Raw genomic sequence first — 16176 nt, 5'->3', positions numbered from 1 at the left:
GGGCAGGCGCCCGATGAGATCGCGCACGAAGTGCGCATCTCAGGGGCGCGGGGAACTGCGCGACCAGCCCCCACCGGACCCGCACCCGCTACACGGTCGCCTGCGTGGCCAAGAGGTCCCGTACACCCGACGTGTTCGGGACGTCCGCCACTGCCGCCTCCAGCGCGGGCTGCAGCCGAGCCCCCTGCCCCTCCGGGAGGTGAAGCGTCGCCGGGCCGGTCCAGGACAGTTCGAACCGGGCCGCGCCGGAGGCGATCAGCTCCGTGACGAGCAGGTCGCGGAGCATCGCGTGCAGGCGGGGGCGGGCGAACTCGCGGGCCGCGCGGCCCGTCGCCGACGCCGCCTCCTGCGACTTGGGCAGACGCTCCGCGAGCTGCCACAGGGCGCCCGCCTCGATCGCCGCGAGCACGGACGCGAGGGAGCCGTCGCCGCCGGTCGCCTCGCGCACGGCCTGGCGCAGCGGCTCCGCCGAGGCGTCGGTGTACGACGCCATCGCCTCGTGCACGAGGTGCGGCCAGTCCTCGGCCCGGCGCAGACCGAGCGCCCGCGGGGTCAGCGACGCCTGTTCCAGCGCGGCGAACGCGGCCGCCGGGTCCGCCAGCAGACCCAGCGCCGGGCCCGCCGTGTGCGCGCGGCGCCCGTCGTCGGGCAGGGCCTCGATGCGGGCCACGCGGTCCGCGATCGGCGGATGGGTGTCGTACGGGGACGGCTCCTCGTCCGGCAACTCGCCGCGGAGTACGTCGAGTTCGCCGGATCGGGCGTCGAGCAGACGGCCCAGGCCGCCGTAGACCTCGCCGTGCGGCGGCAGCAGCCCCGCCTGTGCGCCGAGCGTCGCGTACGCGTCCATGTAGAAGTCGAACGCCGAGTCCAGGACCGGGATCTCGCGCAGCGCCGAAGCCGTCGCGTCCCGGCCCGCGATCCGGGCGGCGGCCAGGTCGGCGGCGTACTCCTGACGCCGCATCGTGCCGCGCATCACCCGCACGTAGAACTGCCCGTACCAGATGAAGGGCCGCGCGGCGAGACGGAAGGTGATGCCCGCCGAACCGGCGCTCACCTCCCGCGCCTTCTTGCCCTTCGCGACCCGCTTCGCCTCCTTGGCCTCGGCCTTCTCGCGCTCACCGGCCTGCTTCGCGGCGGAGCGCTCCAGGAGCGTGCCGACGGTCCGGGAGATCTGCTCGAAGCCGCGCCGGCTGATCGCGCCGAGCCGGGTGTCGGAGTGCGAGTAGTGGCCGAACTCGTGGGCCAGCACGCCGATGAGCTGGGCCTCGTCGAGACCGGTGAGCAGCGGGGCGCCGATCAGCAGGACGCGCCGGCCCGGGAACAGCCCGAGCAGCCGCGACTCCTCGTACACCGCCGCGTTCACGCGCGGCACGAGGTAGATCTCGCCGGGGGCGCGGGTGCCGGTCTCCTCGGCGAGCCGCCGCACCGTCGCCCACAGGCGCGGTTCCTGGTGCTCGTCGACGCGCAGTCCGTCGGCGGGCGGTTCGAAGCGCGGGCTGCGCACCGCGAACATGCCCTGCACGATCGGGATCGCCACGATCACGCTCACCACGACGATCTTCAGCGCCGCGCCGCCGTGCCCGCCGCCGATGATCCACCAGTCCAGGGCGCCGAGCGCGCCGAGCAGTACGAGGCCGACGAGATAGAAGCCGAGCAGCAGGACAAGGGCGCGCACGGCACGCAGAGTTGAGCCCATCGGGCGGTTCCCCCCACGGGAAGACGAGAAAACACCAGGTGGGACTGGTGATGTGAATGGTGCGTGAGTGGGGGGAACGGGAGTATGACACAGCCCGCGGCACCCTGATCAACAGGATTGCGCCGCGGGCCGGTGGAGCGGGAGGAACATCGGTGCCGGTCAGTGCGGGAGCGTCGCCGGGCTGCCGCCGTTCGCCTCGTAACCGGCCACCGCCAGCGCCCGGTACACCGCGTACGAGGCCGCCGGATCGGGCTCCGTCGTCCACGGGATCGCGCCCACGTGCCCGTCGACCCGCAGCAGCTGCTCCATCGCCTCGCCCCAGTGCTCCATGCGGACCAGGAAGAACACCAGCAGATGCCGCACGTGCGCGAGCATCGGGTCGTCCGCGCGGGCCTGCGAGACCGCGAACATGGCGCCGTGCAGCGCCTTCGTCACGACCTCGCTCTCGTAGAAGTTCCGCACCATCGTGATCTCGGGCAGGTGCTCGTACAGCGCGAACAGCGGCAGCGCCGCGAGCAGCGAACCGCGCGGGGCGCGCGCCGCGGCGGCCTCGGCGAACGCGAACGCCTCCTCGCGCGAGCCGTGCCACTTCTCCGTCCAGTACCGCAGGCCCGCCAGGTGCGCGCCCATGTGCCCCGGCGCCGTGTCCAGGATCTTCAGCCACAGCTGCTCGAACTCCTGCCGGGAGTAGCCGAGGCCGCGGGCCACCGCGAGGTGCGTGATGTGTGGGACCGGGTCGCCGGGGGCCAGGAGCGCGGCCTGCTCGCACGCGGCCCGCGCCTCCTCCAGCACGATTCGCTGCTCGTCGGGCGTACCGCCGCCGCGCCACGCCTGCTGCACCAGGAACTCCGCGAACACCTGCGCGCCGCCCGCGTCCTTCGGCTTCTGCGCCCGCCACGCCTGCAGCCAGCCCGCGCCGAGCCGCGGCGTCTGCTGCGCCTCCAGCGCGGCCGCGCCCGCGATCGCCTGCACCCGCTCCCAGCGGGCCTCGGTCTCCTTGCCCGTACCGGCGAGGAGCTGCGCGGCCGCGGTGAAGTCCTGGTTGCGCTGCACGACGCTCATCACGTCGAGCAGGTCCTGGTCCGGCCCCGGCAGCCGTACGTCCAGCTCTTCCTGCCGCACGAAGCCGTAGTCCGCCGGATCGGCGGCGTCCGGCGACCCCGGCGACACCAGCCGCACCCCGCCCCGCCGCCGCAGCATCACGACCCAGGCGATCATCAGCACGGCCATGAGCACCCAGAGAATTCCCATACCTACAAGCTAACCCGCCCCCGCTCACTGGCCAGGATCGCCCTGTCAGGGGAACAGGGAAGGAGCGCCCCATGAGGGGCGCGGGGCTGTGTCGACATGCGGCTCCGCCGCGTGGGCGCGACCAGTCACGACGGCGCCCCGGCGATGGTCTTCGGCTCCTACGGCTGAGCCCGACGATGGCGTGTGGGGGGGCCAGGAGCGCCCCGTCAGGGGCGCGGGGCTGTGTCGACATGCGGCTCCGCCGCGTGGGCGCGACCAGCCACGATGGCGCTGCACTCGGCGAGGGGCCTCGGCCCCTACGGCCGAGCCCCGTCGAAACACGTACCCGGGGCCGCGGGACCGCTCAAGGCGGCGGGCACCCTATCCGTACGCAGGACGCGCCCCGCGCCGGGGCGGGCCCGCAGGCACCGCGTGACAGCCCAGGGCGGCGGGCACCCGTGCCCGCACCCCCGACCCCCTCCGCGCCGCAGGCGCCTACCCACCCGACACCCCCCGGTGACGAACCGGCGGAGTGCAACTGCCGGAAGACCGCCACGCACCGCGCGGAGCGCCTACGCTCGGGCCTCATGAGCGATACGCACAACCACAGCGGCAGCGCCCCGCGCGGATTCGAGACCACCGCCATCCACGCCGGCAACACGGCAGACCCCGTGACCGGCGCCGTCGTCCCCCCGATCTACCAGGTCTCCACGTACAAGCAGGACGGCGTGGGCGGTCTGCGCGGCGGCTACGAGTACAGCCGCAGCGCCAACCCGACCCGTACCGCCCTCGAGGAGAACCTCGCCGCCATCGAGGGAGGCCGCCGCGGCCTCGCCTTCGCGTCGGGGCTCGCCGCCGAGGACTGCCTCCTGCGCACCCTGCTCAGCCCCGGCGACCACGTCGTGATCCCGAACGACGCGTACGGCGGCACGTTCCGCCTGTTCGACAAGGTCGTCTCGCGCTGGGGCGTGGAGTGGTCCGTCGCGGACACCGGCGACGTGGACGCCGTCCGCGCCGCGATCACCCCGAAGACCAAGGCCGTCTGGGTCGAGACCCCCTCGAACCCGCTGCTCGGCATCACCGACATCGCCGCGGTCGCCCAGGTGGCCCACGAGGCGGGCGCCAAGCTCGTCGTCGACAACACCTTCGCGAGCCCCTACCTCCAGCAGCCGCTCGCGTTCGGCGCGGACGTCGTCGTGCACTCCCTGACGAAGTACATGGGCGGCCACTCGGACGTGGTCGGCGGTGCGCTGATCGTGGCCGACAGCGCCCTCGGCGACGACCTCGCCTACCACCAGAACGCGATGGGCGCCGTCGCCGGCCCCTTCGACTCCTGGCTGGTGCTGCGCGGCATCAAGACGCTGCCCGTCCGCATGGACCGGCACAGCGAGAACGCGACCCGCGTCGCCGACATGCTCACCCGCCACCCGCGCGTGACGCAGGTCCTCTACCCGGGCCTGCCCGAGCACCCGGGCCACGAGATCGCCGCGAAGCAGATGAAGGCGTTCGGCGGCATGGTCTCGTTCCGCGTGGAGGGCGGCGAGCAGGCGGCCGTCGAGGTCTGCAACCGGGCCAGGCTGTTCACGCTCGGCGAGTCCCTGGGCGGCGTCGAGTCCCTGATCGAGCACCCGGGCCGCATGACCCACGCCTCGACCGCGGGCTCGGCCCTGGAGGTCCCCGCCGACCTGGTCCGCCTCTCGGTGGGCATCGAGTCGGCCGACGACCTCCTCGCCGACCTCCAGCAGGCCCTGGGGAAGTAGCCCTCCTACAGCCCCGTCAGCGGTGGAGTCGTCTCGGACGGCGGCTCCACCCACGGGTGCGCGGACACGGCCCAGACGACGAACGCGACGGCGGCCGCGAGCAGCAGCACCCACATGAGCCGCCGCACCACCGTCCGCCGCCGCAGCATCCGCCCGCCCCGCCGCATCGCGTCCGCGCACAGCTCGGCGGGCACGGCGGACGGCTGCGCCGCGTCGAGCACGGCGCGCACGGAGTCCTCCTTGCGCTGCAACCGGTTCATGCCGAGGCCGTCCCTCCCAGTGAAGGGGCCGGCGCGGCCCCGCGCGGCGGATGCAGCACGAGCGTCATCGCCCGCGCGTGCAGGGACCGCACGCGCTCCGCGGGCAGCCCGAGCAGGGCCGCCACCTGCTCCTCGCCGACGCCCTCGAAGAGCCGCAGCACGAGCACGAGCCGCTCCTGCGGGGGTACGTGCGCCAGGGCGCCGCCGTGCCCGCGGTGCTGGTGCCAGGCGCCGTGCGCGAAGCGGACGGCCAGCTCCTTGCGGGCGCAGTCGTAGGGGTCCTCGCCGCGCAGCCGGTCCCAGGAGGCGTAGGTGCGGGCGAGCGCGGCCGTGAGCAGCTTCAGCGCCCGGGGATGGTCGTCCGGGGGCTCGGCGGTCAGCAGTGTCGCGGCATGCAGCAGCCGCCCGGCCGCGCCCGCGACGAACGACTCGAACTCACGGGCCCGGCGAGCGTTCCTGAACGCCTGCCGATCGCGCACGCTTCATCTGATTCCGACCGCGACCCCTTGGTCAAGAGGCAGGAGCCGCGGTTTCGCTCCGGATCTCTCCAGGAGCGCCTCAGGACCGGTTCAGGACCGGCTCAGGAACGGCCCGGGACCGGCTCAGGAAGCGGCGCCGGGCGCCGGCTGACCCGACTGGCGGGCGGACAGCGCCGAGTTGAAGCGCGTCAGCAGCGCGCAGAACTGCTCGCGCTCCCGCGGCTCCCAGTCCTCCGTCAGCTCGGCCATCAACGCACGCCGCGACGTGCGCACTTCGTCGAGCCGCGCGAGCCCGCGCGGCGACAGCTGCAGCACGACGGCCCGGCCGTCCTCGGGGTGCGAGGTCCGCTTGACCAGGCCCGTGTCGACCAGCGGGGCCACCTGACGGGTCACCGTCGAGGAATCGATCCCCATGCTCGCGGCGAGCGCCTTGACGCCCATCGGGCCTTCCTTGTCGAGCCGGTTCAGGAGCAGGTACGCGGCTCGGTCCATCGAGTTGCGCACCTGCCCGACCCCGCCCAGCCGGGTCTGTTCGGCGCGACGGGCGAAGACCGCCACCTCGTGCTGCAGGGTTTCGAGGAGGCCGGAATCGCCGGCGGTCGACATGTCCATCGTTTCTTGTGGTGTGGGCATGGCCGGAGGCTCACTTCATGCGTGGGTGGGGGATTGCACAGGATTGGGGCACAGAGTACGCGGCGAAAGCGCGTGCCGTACCAGCCGTGTTCAATCCGGTATCGCGGTATGAACACGACGCGTCACGCCCGCCGTGAGCTGCGAGACTTCAGTCATGAGCTACAGCACGTCTGACTCCTTGCCCCGCCGTCTTCCCGCGGTCACGCTCGACGACGTGCGCGGCGCCCAGAAGATGCTGGGCGGGGTGGCTCGGGTGACGTCCATGGCGCACAGCCATCATCTCTCGCAGCTGGCCGGCACGCCGGTCCACCTGAAGTGCGAGAACCTCCAGCGGACCGGCTCCTTCAAGCTGCGCGGCGCCTACGTGCGCATCGCCGGACTGCTGCCCGAGGAGCGCGCGGCCGGGGTCGTGGCCGCCAGCGCGGGCAACCACGCGCAGGGTGTCGCCCTGGCCTCCGCGCTCCTCGGCGTGCGCTCCACGGTGTTCATGCCGGTCGGTGCGCCCCTGCCGAAGGTCGCGGCCACCCGCGACTACGGCGCCGAGGTGAGGCTGCACGGTCATGTCGTCGACGAGACGCTGGCCGCCGCGCAGGAGTACGCCGAGCGCACCGGCGCCGTGTTCATCCACCCCTTCGACCACCCGGACATCGTCGCGGGCCAGGGCACGCTCGGCCTGGAGATCCTCGAGCAGTGCCCCGAGGTGCGCACGATCCTCGTCGGGGTCGGCGGCGGCGGGCTCCTCGCGGGCATCGCCGTCGCGGTCAAGGCGCTGCGCCCCGACGTGAAGGTCATCGGCGTGCAGGCGGCGGGCGCGGCCGCGTACCCGCCCTCGCTGGAGGCCGGGCGCCCCGTCTCCGTGCCGCATCCCGCGACGATGGCCGACGGCATCAAGGTGGGCCGCCCCGGCGACGTCCCGTTCCGCCTGGTCGCCGACCTCGCCGACGACGTCCGTACGGTGTCCGAGGACGCCCTGTCCAGCGCGCTGCTGCTGTGCCTGGAGCGGGCCAAGCTGGTCGTGGAGCCGGCGGGCGCGAGCCCCGTCGCGGCGCTCCTGAGCGACCCGCGCGGCTTCGAGGGCCCGGTCGTGGCGCTGCTGTCGGGCGGCAACGTGGACCCGCTGCTCATGCAGCGCGTCCTCACCCACGGCATGGCCGCCGCGGGCCGCTACCTGTCGCTGCGACTGCGGCTCGACGACCGTCCCGGCGCGCTCGCCTCGATCCTCGGCGTGCTGTCCGTCGTCGACGCGAACGTGCTGGACGTGAGCCACGTGCGCACCGACCCGCGCCTCGGGCTCACCGAGGTCGAGGTCGAACTGCACCTGGAGACGAAGGGACCGGCGCACTGCACGGAGGTCGCGGCGGCGCTGCGCGAGGCGGGCTACACGGTCATCGACTGACGGCCCGCCCGTGACGCCCGCCGTGACCGTCCGCAGCGGTTGTGGAAAACCCGTGGCGACACGCGATACATCGCGATAGCGTGTGAGGTGTCTCACGGGTCCGCCGGGCGACGCCGCCCGGGCGAACCTAGACTTTTCCACCGGCACCCACCGGCACCCACCGGCACTCACCGGCACTCACCAGCTGGTCACTCACGCGTTGGGGGAACCACATGCCAGGCGCCATCCACGCCGAAGGTCTGGTGAAGACCTTCGGCGACGTCAGGGCCCTGGACGGGGTCGATCTGGACGTTCCAGAGGGCACCGTCCTGGGCCTGCTCGGGCCGAACGGCGCGGGGAAGACCACCGCCGTGCGCTGCCTCACCACCCTGCTCACCCCGGACAGCGGCCGCATGTCCGTCGCCGGGATCGACGTGCTCAGGCATCCGAACGAGGTGCGGCGCTCGATCGGCCTGTCCGGCCAGTTCGCCGCCGTCGACGAGTACCTGACCGGCCGGGAGAACCTCCAGATGGTCGGTCAGCTCTATCAGATGAAGGCCAAGGAGGCGAAGGCCCGCGCGAGCGAGCTCCTGGAGCGTTTCCATCTCGCCGACGCCGCCGACCGCCCGTCCAAGACCTACTCCGGCGGCATGCGCCGCCGCCTCGACCTCGCGGCCGCCCTCGTCGTGTCGCCGCCCGTGATGTTCATGGACGAGCCGACGACGGGCCTGGACCCGCGCAACAGGCAGCAGCTGTGGGAGGTCATCCAGGAGCTGGTGGCGGGCGGCACGACCCTGCTGCTCACCACCCAGTACCTGGAGGAGGCCGACCACCTCGCGCACGACATCTGCGTCGTCGACCACGGCAAGGTCATCGCGCGCGGCACCGCCGACCAGCTCAAGGCGCAGACCGGCGGGGAGCGCGTCGAGGTCGTCGTGCACGAGCAGGAGCACCTCGACGACGCCCGCGCGGTCCTCGCCGCCTACGGAAAGGGCGAGACCACCGTCGAGCAGCACACCCGCAAGCTGACGGTGCCCGTCACCGGCGGCGCGAAGCTGCTCGCCGAGGTGATCCGCGACCTGGACGCGCGGGGCATCGAGATCGACGACATCGGGCTGCGCCGCCCGACCCTCGACGACGTCTTCATCTCGCTCACCGGCCACCTGGCCGAGCAGGCGGGCGAGGACGAGGAGGCCGCGAAATGACCGCCGTCAGCCAGACCGCCCCCACGCCTCCGGCGCCGCGCGCCGCTCCCGGCGTCGGCCAGGCCGTCCGCGACTCCCTCGTCGTCGCGAAGCGGAACCTGATCCGGATGACCCGGATCCCCGAGATGGTTCTCTTCGGGGTCATCCAGCCGGTGATGTTCGTCGTGCTGTTCACGTACGTCTTCGGCGGCTCGATGAAGATCGGCGACACCACCGACCCCACGGTGTACAAGAACTTCCTGATGGCCGGCATCTTCGCGCAGACCGTCACGTTCGCCACGGCCGGTTCCAGCGCCGGCATCGCGGACGACATGCAGAAGGGCCTGATCGACCGGTTCCGCTCGCTGCCCATGGCCCGCGGCGCCGTCCTCACCGGCCGCACCGTCGCCGACCTGGCGCAGACGGCGATCACCCTGCTGATCCTGGCCGCCGTCGCGCTGCTCGTGGGCTGGCGTCCCGGTTCGGCCGAGCCGACCAACTTCGGCAAGATCATGGCCGGCTTCGGCCTGCTGCTCCTGCTCGGATACGCGTTCACCTGGATCGGCGCGCTGATCGGCCTGTCCGTGCGCACCCCGGAGGCGGCGACCTCGGGCGGCATCATCTGGCTGTTCCCGGTGACGTTCCTGTCGAACGCGTTCGTGGACTCCAGCCAGATGACTCCCTGGCTGCGGCACATCGCGGACTGGAACCCGTTCAGCGCGACCGTGCAGGCCTGCCGGCAGCTGTTCGGCGACCCGGGTCTGTCCCAGTCGCAGGCCTGGCCGATGCAGCACCCGATCTGGGCCTCGCTGATCTACTCGGTGCTGATCCTGGTCGTCTTCCGCACCCTCGCGGTGCGCAAGTACCGCCGCTCCGCCTGAGGGGACGCCCTGCGACGCGAGCGGGCCCCGAGCCGTCCTGGCTCGGGGCCCGCTCGCAGGGCGTCGTGAAAGGCGTCAGCCGGAGTAGGGCTCCGCCTTGAGGATCTTCACCGAGGCCATCTTGCCGTTCGGCAGCTCGTACTCGGCGTCGTCGCCGACCTTCTTGCCGTTCACACCCGTGCCGAGCGGGGACTGCGGCGAGTACGTCTCGATGTCCGCGCTCGCGTACTCGCGCGAGGCGAGCAGGAACGTGACGGTGTCGTCCTCGTCGCCGTCGAAGGCGATGGTGACGACCATGCCGGGCTCGACCACGCCGTCGTCGGCCGGCGCCTCGCCGACCTTGGCCTTCTCGAGAAGCTGGGTGAGCTGGCGGATGCGGAGCTCCTGCTTGCCCTGCTCCTCCTTGGCCGCGTGGTACCCGCCGTTCTCGCGCAGGTCGCCCTCCTCGCGCGCGGCCGCGATCTTCGCGGTGACTTCCTCGCGCGCGGGACCAGACAGGTACGCCAGCTCTTCCTTGAGCTTGGAGTACGCCTCCTGCGTGAGCCAGGTGACGTCTTCGCTGGTCTGGGTCACAGGGTGCTCCTCGTAGGTACTGGGAATACAAAGCATCGCCCTACCTGAAGGATGTTCCCTTCCAGGTGGGCGAAACCACGAGCCTAACAATTCAACGGTGAAAGGGGGAGGACATAAGCCACCAGAATTCTGTCGACGCAGGTCAGGCGTCGCCAGGAGAGGGTGAACCGTGCGTCAGTCCGCGTGACAGCCGATCAGCTCCGCGGTCGTGCCGCGGCCCGAGGTGCGCAGGGTGACGACCTGGTCGATGCGCTCCTCCGGCTGGCTGAAGCGGAAGTCCGCGCGGCCGACCTCGGCGCCGTCGGCGCTCTGCGAGCGGACGGTGCAGTAACCGCTCGCGTCGGAGTCCTTACGGATCTCCAGATGGACCTCGACCGAGGACTTGTGGGTCTTGAAGGCGATGATCTCGCCGCTGAACTTGTTGCCCACCACGTAGTACCAGCCGAACCAGATCATCAGGGCGGCGAAGAGGGTGCCGGTCACGATCGCGGCGATCCTCAGCTTCCGGTCCGCGCGGGCGTCGGCGGCGCGCGAAGAGCCGTACCGCCCCTCGGGCAGCTGCTGCACGGCGCTCATCGGCCAGATCCTCTCGCGTGGCCCGTCACGATCGCGGGCACCGGAATTTTCCGCCCCCCGGTTCGGTCACTATAGAAGCCGCACATTGCGCCGGACGACACCGGGCGCCCTATCTCACGAGGATCTTGTCTTGACTGAGCAGCTGCGACTGATGGCCGTACACGCCCATCCCGACGACGAGTCGTCGAAGGGCGCGGCCACCATGGCCAAGTACGTGTCCGAGGGGGTGGACGTGCTCGTGGTGACCTGCACGGGCGGAGAGCGCGGCTCCATCCTCAACCCCAAGCTCCAGGGCGACACGTACATCGAGGAGCACATCCACGAGGTGCGCAAGAAGGAGATGGACGAGGCCCGGGAGATCCTCGGCGTCCAGCAGGAGTGGCTCGGCTTCGTCGACTCGGGCCTGCCCGAGGGCGACCCGCTGCCGCCGCTGCCCGAGGGCTGCTTCGCCCTGGAGGACGTCGACAAGGCGGCCGGTGAGCTGGTCCGGCAGATCCGCTCGTTCCGTCCCCAGGTCATCACGACGTACGACGAGAACGGCGGGTACCCGCACCCCGACCACATCATGACCCACAAGATCACGATGGTGGCCTTCGAGGGTGCGGCCGATCCCGAGAAGTTCCCCGAGTCCGAGTACGGGCCGGTGTGGCAGGCGATGAAGCTCTACTACAACCAGGGCTTCAACCGGCCGCGCACCGAGGCGCTGCACCACGCGCTCCTGGACCGCGGTCTCGAGTCGCCGTACGCGGACTGGCTGAAGCGGTGGGACGAGTTCGAGCGGGTCGAGCGCACGCTGACCACGCACGTTCCGTGCGCCGACTTCTTCGAGGTCCGCGACAAGGCGCTGATCGCGCACGCCACGCAGATCGATCCGGACGGCGGCTGGTTCCGGGTGCCGATGGAGATCCAGAAGGCCGTGTGGCCCACGGAGGAGTACGAGCTGGCGAAGTCGCTGGTGCCCACGTCCCTCCCCGAGGACGACCTCTTCGCGGGCATCCGCCACAATGCCTGATGTGAACGCGAATCTGGCAATGACCCATCTCGTCCCCCTTGCCGCCAAGGAGGTCGACGAGAACAAGGTGACTCCGGGTGTTCTCGGCTTCATCGTCTTCGCGGTGATGGCGCTGGCCGTGTGGGGCCTGATGAAGTCGATGAACCGGCACATGGGGAAGGTCTCCTTCAAGGAGAAGGGCGCCCCCTCGGAGGACGAGGCCGCCTCTGCGGCGGGCGGCACCGTGGCTGACCGGGGCTGACGCCCACTCGTCTGCCGTGTGAGTTTCGTCGGCGGCTCGCCCGCCGTCGTGGCTGGTCGCGCCCCGCGGCGGAGCCGCATGTCGACACAGCCCCGCGCCCCTGAAGATGCACGCCCTTCGGGCGGCATCTTCAGGGGCCGGTACTAAGCCCTGCGGGGTTCTGCGTACCAGTCGTCGTCCTCGCCCAGGATCAGGCTGGGGTCGAGCATGACGACCACGGCAGACAGGACCAGGAAGATGAACGGGCCGGCGATCATCGGCAGCAGGAACGAGCTTCCGGCGTGGCCCGCCGTGTGCGTGGCGGCGTCGTGGAGCCGGACGCTGACGGCGGCCATGCCCGTGTAGTGCATGCCCGAGATGGCGAGGCCCATGACGAGGCTGGCGCCGAGCGAGGGCAGGAAGCCGCGGATGCTGACCGCGGCCCACAGCGCGGCGGTCGCGGCGACGACGGCGATCACGACGGACAGCGCCACGAGCGTCGTGTCGTAGCGGATCTCGCCGTTCATGCGCATGGCGGCCATGCCCAGGTAGTGCATCATCGCGACGCCGAGTCCGGTCAGGACGCCGGCCGTGACCAGCGGGACGGCGGCCGTGCCGCGGTGGCCGACGATGAAGACGCCGATGCCGACGACGAGGATCGAGACGGCGAGGCTGAGCAGGGTCAGCGGCATGTCGTAGGTGATGGCGGTCTCCTCGACCTGGAAGCCGACCATCGCGATGAAGTGCATCGTCCAGATGCCGACGCCGAGGCAGGCAGAGCCGAGCGCCAGCCAGCCCGTGCGGCGGCCCTCGCGCCGGCCGGCGGTCCGGGCGACGCAGCGCAGTCCGAGCGCCGAGCCCAGACACGCCATCAGGTAGGCCGCCACGGGCGTCATGAGCCCGTAGCTGAAGCCGTCGACTGTGCCCTGCATGTACTTTTCACTCTCCGGTGCCGTGGGGGGTGCCCCAGTTCGGTTACTACTGGGTACGGAGAGAAAGTAAGGGCGGTGTGAAGGGGGTGCGTGCAGGTTACCGAACGTAACCTGCACATCGTTGTGCAACCGTGAGGAGCTGGCGGCACGTCAGCCCGGTGTCAGTCCGTCACCCCCATCACGTCCCGCGCGTGCCGGCTCGGGACCATGCCGAGCCGCCAGGCCTGCCAGCCCGCGTCCAGGTCGACCCCGCGCTCCAGGAGCAGCCCGTACGCCCTCACGTAGTCGTCGAGCTTGCCGTCGCGGGTCGGCGCCGGGGTGCGGGTCAGTGCCGCCAGTTCCTCCTGGGCGACGGCCGTGCCGACCTCCGAGCCGCCGGGCGACGCGTACGGCAGCAGCGTGCAGCGCAGGAACGCCGCCCACTCCTCGCCCCGTCGGTCCCCGTACGAGGCGAACAGGCCCCGCGCCTCCTCGCACAGGTCGAGCGCCTGCTGGAGCCGCGCGTTGCCCGCGTCGACCACCGCCAGCTCCAGGCACGTCCACGCCTCGCCGTGCGCGACACCGATCCGCTGGAAGTCGGCGCGGGCGTCGACGAGGAGCTGGCGGGCGAAGCCGGAGTTGCGCAGGGAGCCGGTCTGCGCGGCCCGCTGGTCGCGGGTGACGCGCGCCGAGTGGTGCCGGGCGCAGGCGAGCCCGTACACGTCCCGCATCCGGGAGAACATCGTGCGGGAGCGCTCCAGGTCGCGCACCGCCTGGTCGAGGTCGCCGGTCTCCTCCAGGGCCTGGCCCAGGTAGTAGTACGTCCAGGCCTCGCCGCGCGCGTCCTCGTTGTCGCGGTGCCGGGACGCGGCCTGGCGCAGTCCGTCGACCGCCGCCGACGCGTCGCCGTCGACCAGCCGGGTGCGGGCCAGCTGGGTCAGCGCCCAGGCCTCGCCGCGCGCGTCCCGGGTCCGGCCGTACAGGTCGAGCGCGGTGCGCAGCTGCTCCTCGGCGCGGTCCACGTCGCCCATGCGCAGGCACAGCTGGCCGAGCTGGAAGTGCGCCCAGGCCTCGCCGTGGAGCGACTCGTTCTCCCGGTGCAGGGCGAGCGCGTCGGTGAGCAGCTCCAGCGATTCACGGACGTGCGCGCGGTCCCGCTCCACCGCCGCGAGCGCGTGCAGGGTCCAGCCCCGGTCGCCCTTCGTCTCCGGGGTGGTCTGGAGGTCGAGCGCCTCGCGCAGCTTCGCGCTCGCCTCCGTGAGCTGACCCTGGTGGTGCAGCGTGATGCCGAGCGAGCACAGCGCGCGGGCCTCACCGGCCCGGTGGTGCGCCTCCCGGTACAGGTCGACCACGGACGACAGCGTCGTACGGGCCTTGTCGAGCTCACCGAGCTGGCGGGCCGCGATGCCCGTGCGCCACTGCACCGAGCGCACCAGGAGCCCCTGGTCGATGGCCTGGGTCAGTTCGCTGATCTCGCCGAGGCGGTAGAGGTCGCCGCGCAGCAGGCAGTAGTCGCACAGGGCGCCGAGCAGGCCGAGCACCGCGTCCTGGTTGACGCCCTCCGCGTGCCGCAGGGCCGCCGTGATGAAGCTCGACTCGTCGTCCAGCCAGCGCAGCGCCGCGTCCAGCGAGGTGAACCCGTGCGGGCCCATCTGCCCGGCCCGCGTCGACATGTTGCCGTCGACCAGGCGGATCACGGAGTCGGCGAGATCCGCGTAGTTCTGGATCAGGCGCTCCTGCGCGGCCGTGCGCTCGGCGGGCTCCTCCTCGTCGGCCAGCCGGGCCTGGGCGAAGCCGCGCACCAGGTCGTGCAGCCGGTAGCGGCTGCCGCGCACGCGGTCGATCAGGCCGGCGCGGGACAGCGCCGTCAGATGCTTGGTCGCCTCCTTGGTGTCGGTGGCGAGCAGTGCCGCGGCGGCGGCCGCGCCGAGCGAGGCCCGGCCGGCCAGCGCGAGGCGCCGCAGCAGCCGGCGGGCCTGCTCGGACTGGTCGGTGTAGCGCAGCCACAGCACCCGCTCGACCGGCTCCACCGGCCCGTACGCGCCGAGGTCCGCGGCGAGCCGGCGCGGGGTGCGCGGCCCGATCGCGGACCCGGCGATCCGCAGCGCGAGCGGCAGCCCGCCGCACAACTCCCGTACGGCATCGGTCGCTTCGGCGTCGTACGGCCCCTCAGGGTCCTCGGCGGCCTCGCGCAGCAGCTCCTCGGCGCCCGCCGCGTCGAGCGCCTCCACCGGCAGCTGGTGCACCCACGCCGGGGTGTCCTCGCCGAGGTCGAGCGGTTTGCGGGAGGTGACGACGACGAGACTGTCGGAGCGCTCGGGGATCAGCGCGCGCACCTGCGCCGCGTCGGCCGCGTCGTCCAGGACGATCGTGACGGGCAGCCCGGTCAGATACTGGTGGTAGAGCTCGCTCAGCCGCTTGACCTGCTGGTCCTGCGAGGACCGCTCCCGGAACAGGAGCTGCTCGCGGGGCGCCCCGAGCCGGTTGAGCAGGTGCATCAGCGCGTCCCGCGTCGACAGCGGCGCCGCGTCCGAGCGGTCCCCGCGCAGGTCCACGACGCACGCCCCGCGGAACTGGTCGCGCAGCTCGTGCGCCGCCCGCACCGCGAGCGTCGTGCGCCCCGATCCGGGCGCCCCGTGCAGCACCACCACCGTGGGCCGCGTCTGCGTACTGGCCCGCGCCGCGTGCACCCACTGCGTGATCCTCGACAGGGCGGCCCTGCGGCCCGCGAACGGTCCGTCGGGTTCGGGGAGTTGGCCGAAGGACTGCTCCAGGACGGTCCGCCTCCGGGCCGCCGCGCTCTTGTCGGTCCCGCGCAACTGCGGCACGACCGTCTTCTTCGTGCCCGTCCCCGCGCCGGTGCTCGCCGCCAGGACCCGCTGCTGGTCCAGGAACGGCCGGATGCCCCGCACCTCCAGCGCGGTCAGCCACTGGAGCCGCAGCTGCTCCGGGCCGCCGGGCTGGCTCGCCGCGCCCGCGCTGCGGCTCGCCGCCGGCAGATGAGCGGCCGTCACCTTGGCGACCGTCGCGGCCGCGCCCAGCACGGCGACGGCGGCGCCCGCGCCCACCGCGACCCCGGTCCCGGCGCCGAGCGCCAGGTCGGCGACGCACGCGGTGACCGCCCCGACTCCCGCCACCATCAAGGGAGTCGACCCGCCCTCCTTGGCGAACCGCTCCCCGAACGTCATCCGTCCCGCCGACGCCGCGTCGAGCGCCCCCGTGTAGGCGGTGTACTCCTCGACGGCGGTCTGTCCCATCGCGTCCAGCGCACCGCGCGCCCGCGCGAGCAGCACCTTCCCGTCGACCCGGCCGCCGGAGCGCCTGACCTCCTCCTCGACGGCCCGGGCCAACAGCCGCTCGGCCTCCGCCCGGTGGCTGTCTCGCAT

At 72.4% G+C, this 16176-nt stretch carries 15 protein-coding genes; 6 read left to right on the top strand and 9 right to left on the bottom strand.

All coding sequences use genetic code 11. The annotated features are described in order from the left end of the window. Positions 1–88 precede the first annotated feature (88 nt). Together IAG42_RS12975 and IAG42_RS12970 are read right to left on the bottom strand one after the other, a co-directional pair. Positions 89–1675: a M48 family metallopeptidase gene (locus IAG42_RS12975; RefSeq protein ID WP_317453314.1), complete on the bottom strand. Its 1587-nt coding sequence runs from the start codon at positions 1673–1675 to the stop codon at positions 89–91. A gap of 180 nt (positions 1676–1855) precedes the next feature. Beyond that, positions 1856–2947, bottom strand: coding sequence for a hypothetical protein (locus IAG42_RS12970; RefSeq protein ID WP_188337176.1), 1092 nt, complete (start codon positions 2945–2947; stop codon positions 1856–1858). Positions 2948–3513: 566 nt separating this feature from the next. Here IAG42_RS12970 and IAG42_RS12965 point away from each other — a divergent pair. Next, positions 3514–4686, top strand: coding sequence for a cystathionine gamma-synthase (locus IAG42_RS12965; protein ID WP_188337175.1), 1173 nt, complete (start codon positions 3514–3516; stop codon positions 4684–4686). A 5-nt stretch (positions 4687–4691) separates the two neighbouring features. Here the strand turns inward: IAG42_RS12965 and IAG42_RS37975 are convergent, their stop codons facing one another. From IAG42_RS37975 to IAG42_RS12955, 3 genes are all read right to left on the bottom strand, one after another. Continuing rightward, positions 4692–4946 carry a hypothetical protein gene (locus IAG42_RS37975; RefSeq protein WP_223205964.1) on the bottom strand — a complete coding sequence of 85 codons (255 nt, stop codon included), beginning with the start codon at positions 4944–4946 and terminating at the stop codon, positions 4692–4694. Further along, positions 4943–5425 carry a sigma factor-like helix-turn-helix DNA-binding protein gene (locus tag IAG42_RS37970; protein WP_223205963.1) on the bottom strand — a complete coding sequence of 161 codons (483 nt, stop codon included), beginning with the start codon at positions 5423–5425 and terminating at the stop codon, positions 4943–4945. Before IAG42_RS37970 ends, IAG42_RS37975 begins: the two co-directional genes overlap by 4 nt. 123 nt (positions 5426–5548) lie before the next feature. Beyond that, positions 5549–6037 carry a MarR family winged helix-turn-helix transcriptional regulator gene (locus IAG42_RS12955; RefSeq protein ID WP_188341346.1) on the bottom strand — a complete coding sequence of 163 codons (489 nt, stop codon included), beginning with the start codon at positions 6035–6037 and terminating at the stop codon, positions 5549–5551. Between the two features lie 175 nt (positions 6038–6212). On the opposite strand from IAG42_RS12955, the gene ilvA reads away from it, so the two are divergent. The 3 genes from ilvA (at position 6213) to IAG42_RS12940 (ending at position 9498) form a co-directional block, all read left to right on the top strand. Next, complete coding sequence (ilvA, locus tag IAG42_RS12950; protein ID WP_188337174.1) at positions 6213–7454, top strand: threonine ammonia-lyase; 1242 nt, start codon at positions 6213–6215, stop codon at positions 7452–7454. A gap of 212 nt (positions 7455–7666) precedes the next feature. After that, positions 7667–8638: an ATP-binding cassette domain-containing protein gene (locus IAG42_RS12945; RefSeq protein ID WP_188337173.1), complete on the top strand. Its 972-nt coding sequence runs from the start codon at positions 7667–7669 to the stop codon at positions 8636–8638. Beyond that, on the top strand, positions 8635–9498 hold the full coding sequence (locus tag IAG42_RS12940) for an ABC transporter permease (RefSeq protein WP_188337172.1): 864 nt from the start codon (positions 8635–8637) through the stop codon (positions 9496–9498). Before IAG42_RS12945 ends, IAG42_RS12940 begins: the two co-directional genes overlap by 4 nt. 75 nt (positions 9499–9573) lie before the next feature. Here IAG42_RS12940 and greA read toward each other — a convergent pair whose 3' ends face one another. Next, positions 9574–10071: a transcription elongation factor GreA gene (gene greA, locus IAG42_RS12935; protein WP_188337171.1), complete on the bottom strand. Its 498-nt coding sequence runs from the start codon at positions 10069–10071 to the stop codon at positions 9574–9576. Between the two features lie 174 nt (positions 10072–10245). After that, positions 10246–10647 carry a DUF4307 domain-containing protein gene (locus tag IAG42_RS12930; RefSeq protein WP_188337170.1) on the bottom strand — a complete coding sequence of 134 codons (402 nt, stop codon included), beginning with the start codon at positions 10645–10647 and terminating at the stop codon, positions 10246–10248. A 130-nt stretch (positions 10648–10777) separates the two neighbouring features. Here IAG42_RS12930 and mca point away from each other — a divergent pair, with 130 nt between their 5' ends. Together mca and IAG42_RS12920 are read left to right on the top strand one after the other, a co-directional pair. Continuing rightward, entirely contained in the window at positions 10778–11659 is an 882-nt protein-coding gene (mca, locus tag IAG42_RS12925; RefSeq protein WP_188337169.1) for a mycothiol conjugate amidase Mca, read from the top strand. Beyond that, on the top strand, positions 11652–11900 hold the full coding sequence (locus tag IAG42_RS12920) for a hypothetical protein (RefSeq protein WP_188337168.1): 249 nt from the start codon (positions 11652–11654) through the stop codon (positions 11898–11900). The genes mca and IAG42_RS12920 overlap by 8 nt, the downstream gene beginning before the upstream one ends. A gap of 143 nt (positions 11901–12043) precedes the next feature. Here the strand turns inward: IAG42_RS12920 and IAG42_RS12915 are convergent, their stop codons facing one another. Beyond that, positions 12044–12811, bottom strand: a complete 768-nt coding sequence (locus IAG42_RS12915) for an MHYT domain-containing protein (protein WP_188337167.1) — start codon at positions 12809–12811, stop codon at positions 12044–12046. Positions 12812–12972: 161 nt separating this feature from the next. Next, a complete protein-coding gene (locus tag IAG42_RS12910) occupies positions 12973–16176 on the bottom strand; it encodes an ATP-binding protein (RefSeq protein ID WP_188337166.1) in 3204 nt (1067 codons plus the stop codon).

The organism is Streptomyces xanthii, assembly GCF_014621695.1.
Lineage (GTDB): Bacteria > Actinomycetota > Actinomycetes > Streptomycetales > Streptomycetaceae > Streptomyces > Streptomyces xanthii.
This window is presented reverse-complemented; position numbering and strand designations above follow the sequence as displayed.

Bases quoted from the DNA above. Each gene is read 5' to 3' on its own strand.
- IAG42_RS12940 (WP_188337172.1), top strand. From the start codon at position 8,635: ATGACCGCCGTCAGCCAGACCGCCCCCACGCCTCCGGCGCCGCGCGCC.
- IAG42_RS12970 (WP_188337176.1), bottom strand. From the start codon at position 2,947: ATGGGAATTCTCTGGGTGCTCATGGCCGTGCTGATGATCGCCTGGGTC.
- ilvA (WP_188337174.1), top strand. From the start codon at position 6,213: ATGAGCTACAGCACGTCTGACTCCTTGCCCCGCCGTCTTCCCGCGGTC.
- IAG42_RS37975 (WP_223205964.1), bottom strand. From the start codon at position 4,946: ATGAACCGGTTGCAGCGCAAGGAGGACTCCGTGCGCGCCGTGCTCGAC.
- IAG42_RS12955 (WP_188341346.1), bottom strand. From the start codon at position 6,037: ATGGACATGTCGACCGCCGGCGATTCCGGCCTCCTCGAAACCCTGCAG.
- IAG42_RS12915 (WP_188337167.1), bottom strand. From the start codon at position 12,811: ATGCAGGGCACAGTCGACGGCTTCAGCTACGGGCTCATGACGCCCGTG.
- IAG42_RS12930 (WP_188337170.1), bottom strand. From the start codon at position 10,647: ATGAGCGCCGTGCAGCAGCTGCCCGAGGGGCGGTACGGCTCTTCGCGC.
- IAG42_RS12965 (WP_188337175.1), top strand. From the start codon at position 3,514: ATGAGCGATACGCACAACCACAGCGGCAGCGCCCCGCGCGGATTCGAG.
- IAG42_RS12910 (WP_188337166.1), bottom strand. From the start codon at position 16,176: ATGCGAGACAGCCACCGGGCGGAGGCCGAGCGGCTGTTGGCCCGGGCC.
- IAG42_RS12920 (WP_188337168.1), top strand. From the start codon at position 11,652: ATGCCTGATGTGAACGCGAATCTGGCAATGACCCATCTCGTCCCCCTT.
- IAG42_RS12945 (WP_188337173.1), top strand. From the start codon at position 7,667: ATGCCAGGCGCCATCCACGCCGAAGGTCTGGTGAAGACCTTCGGCGAC.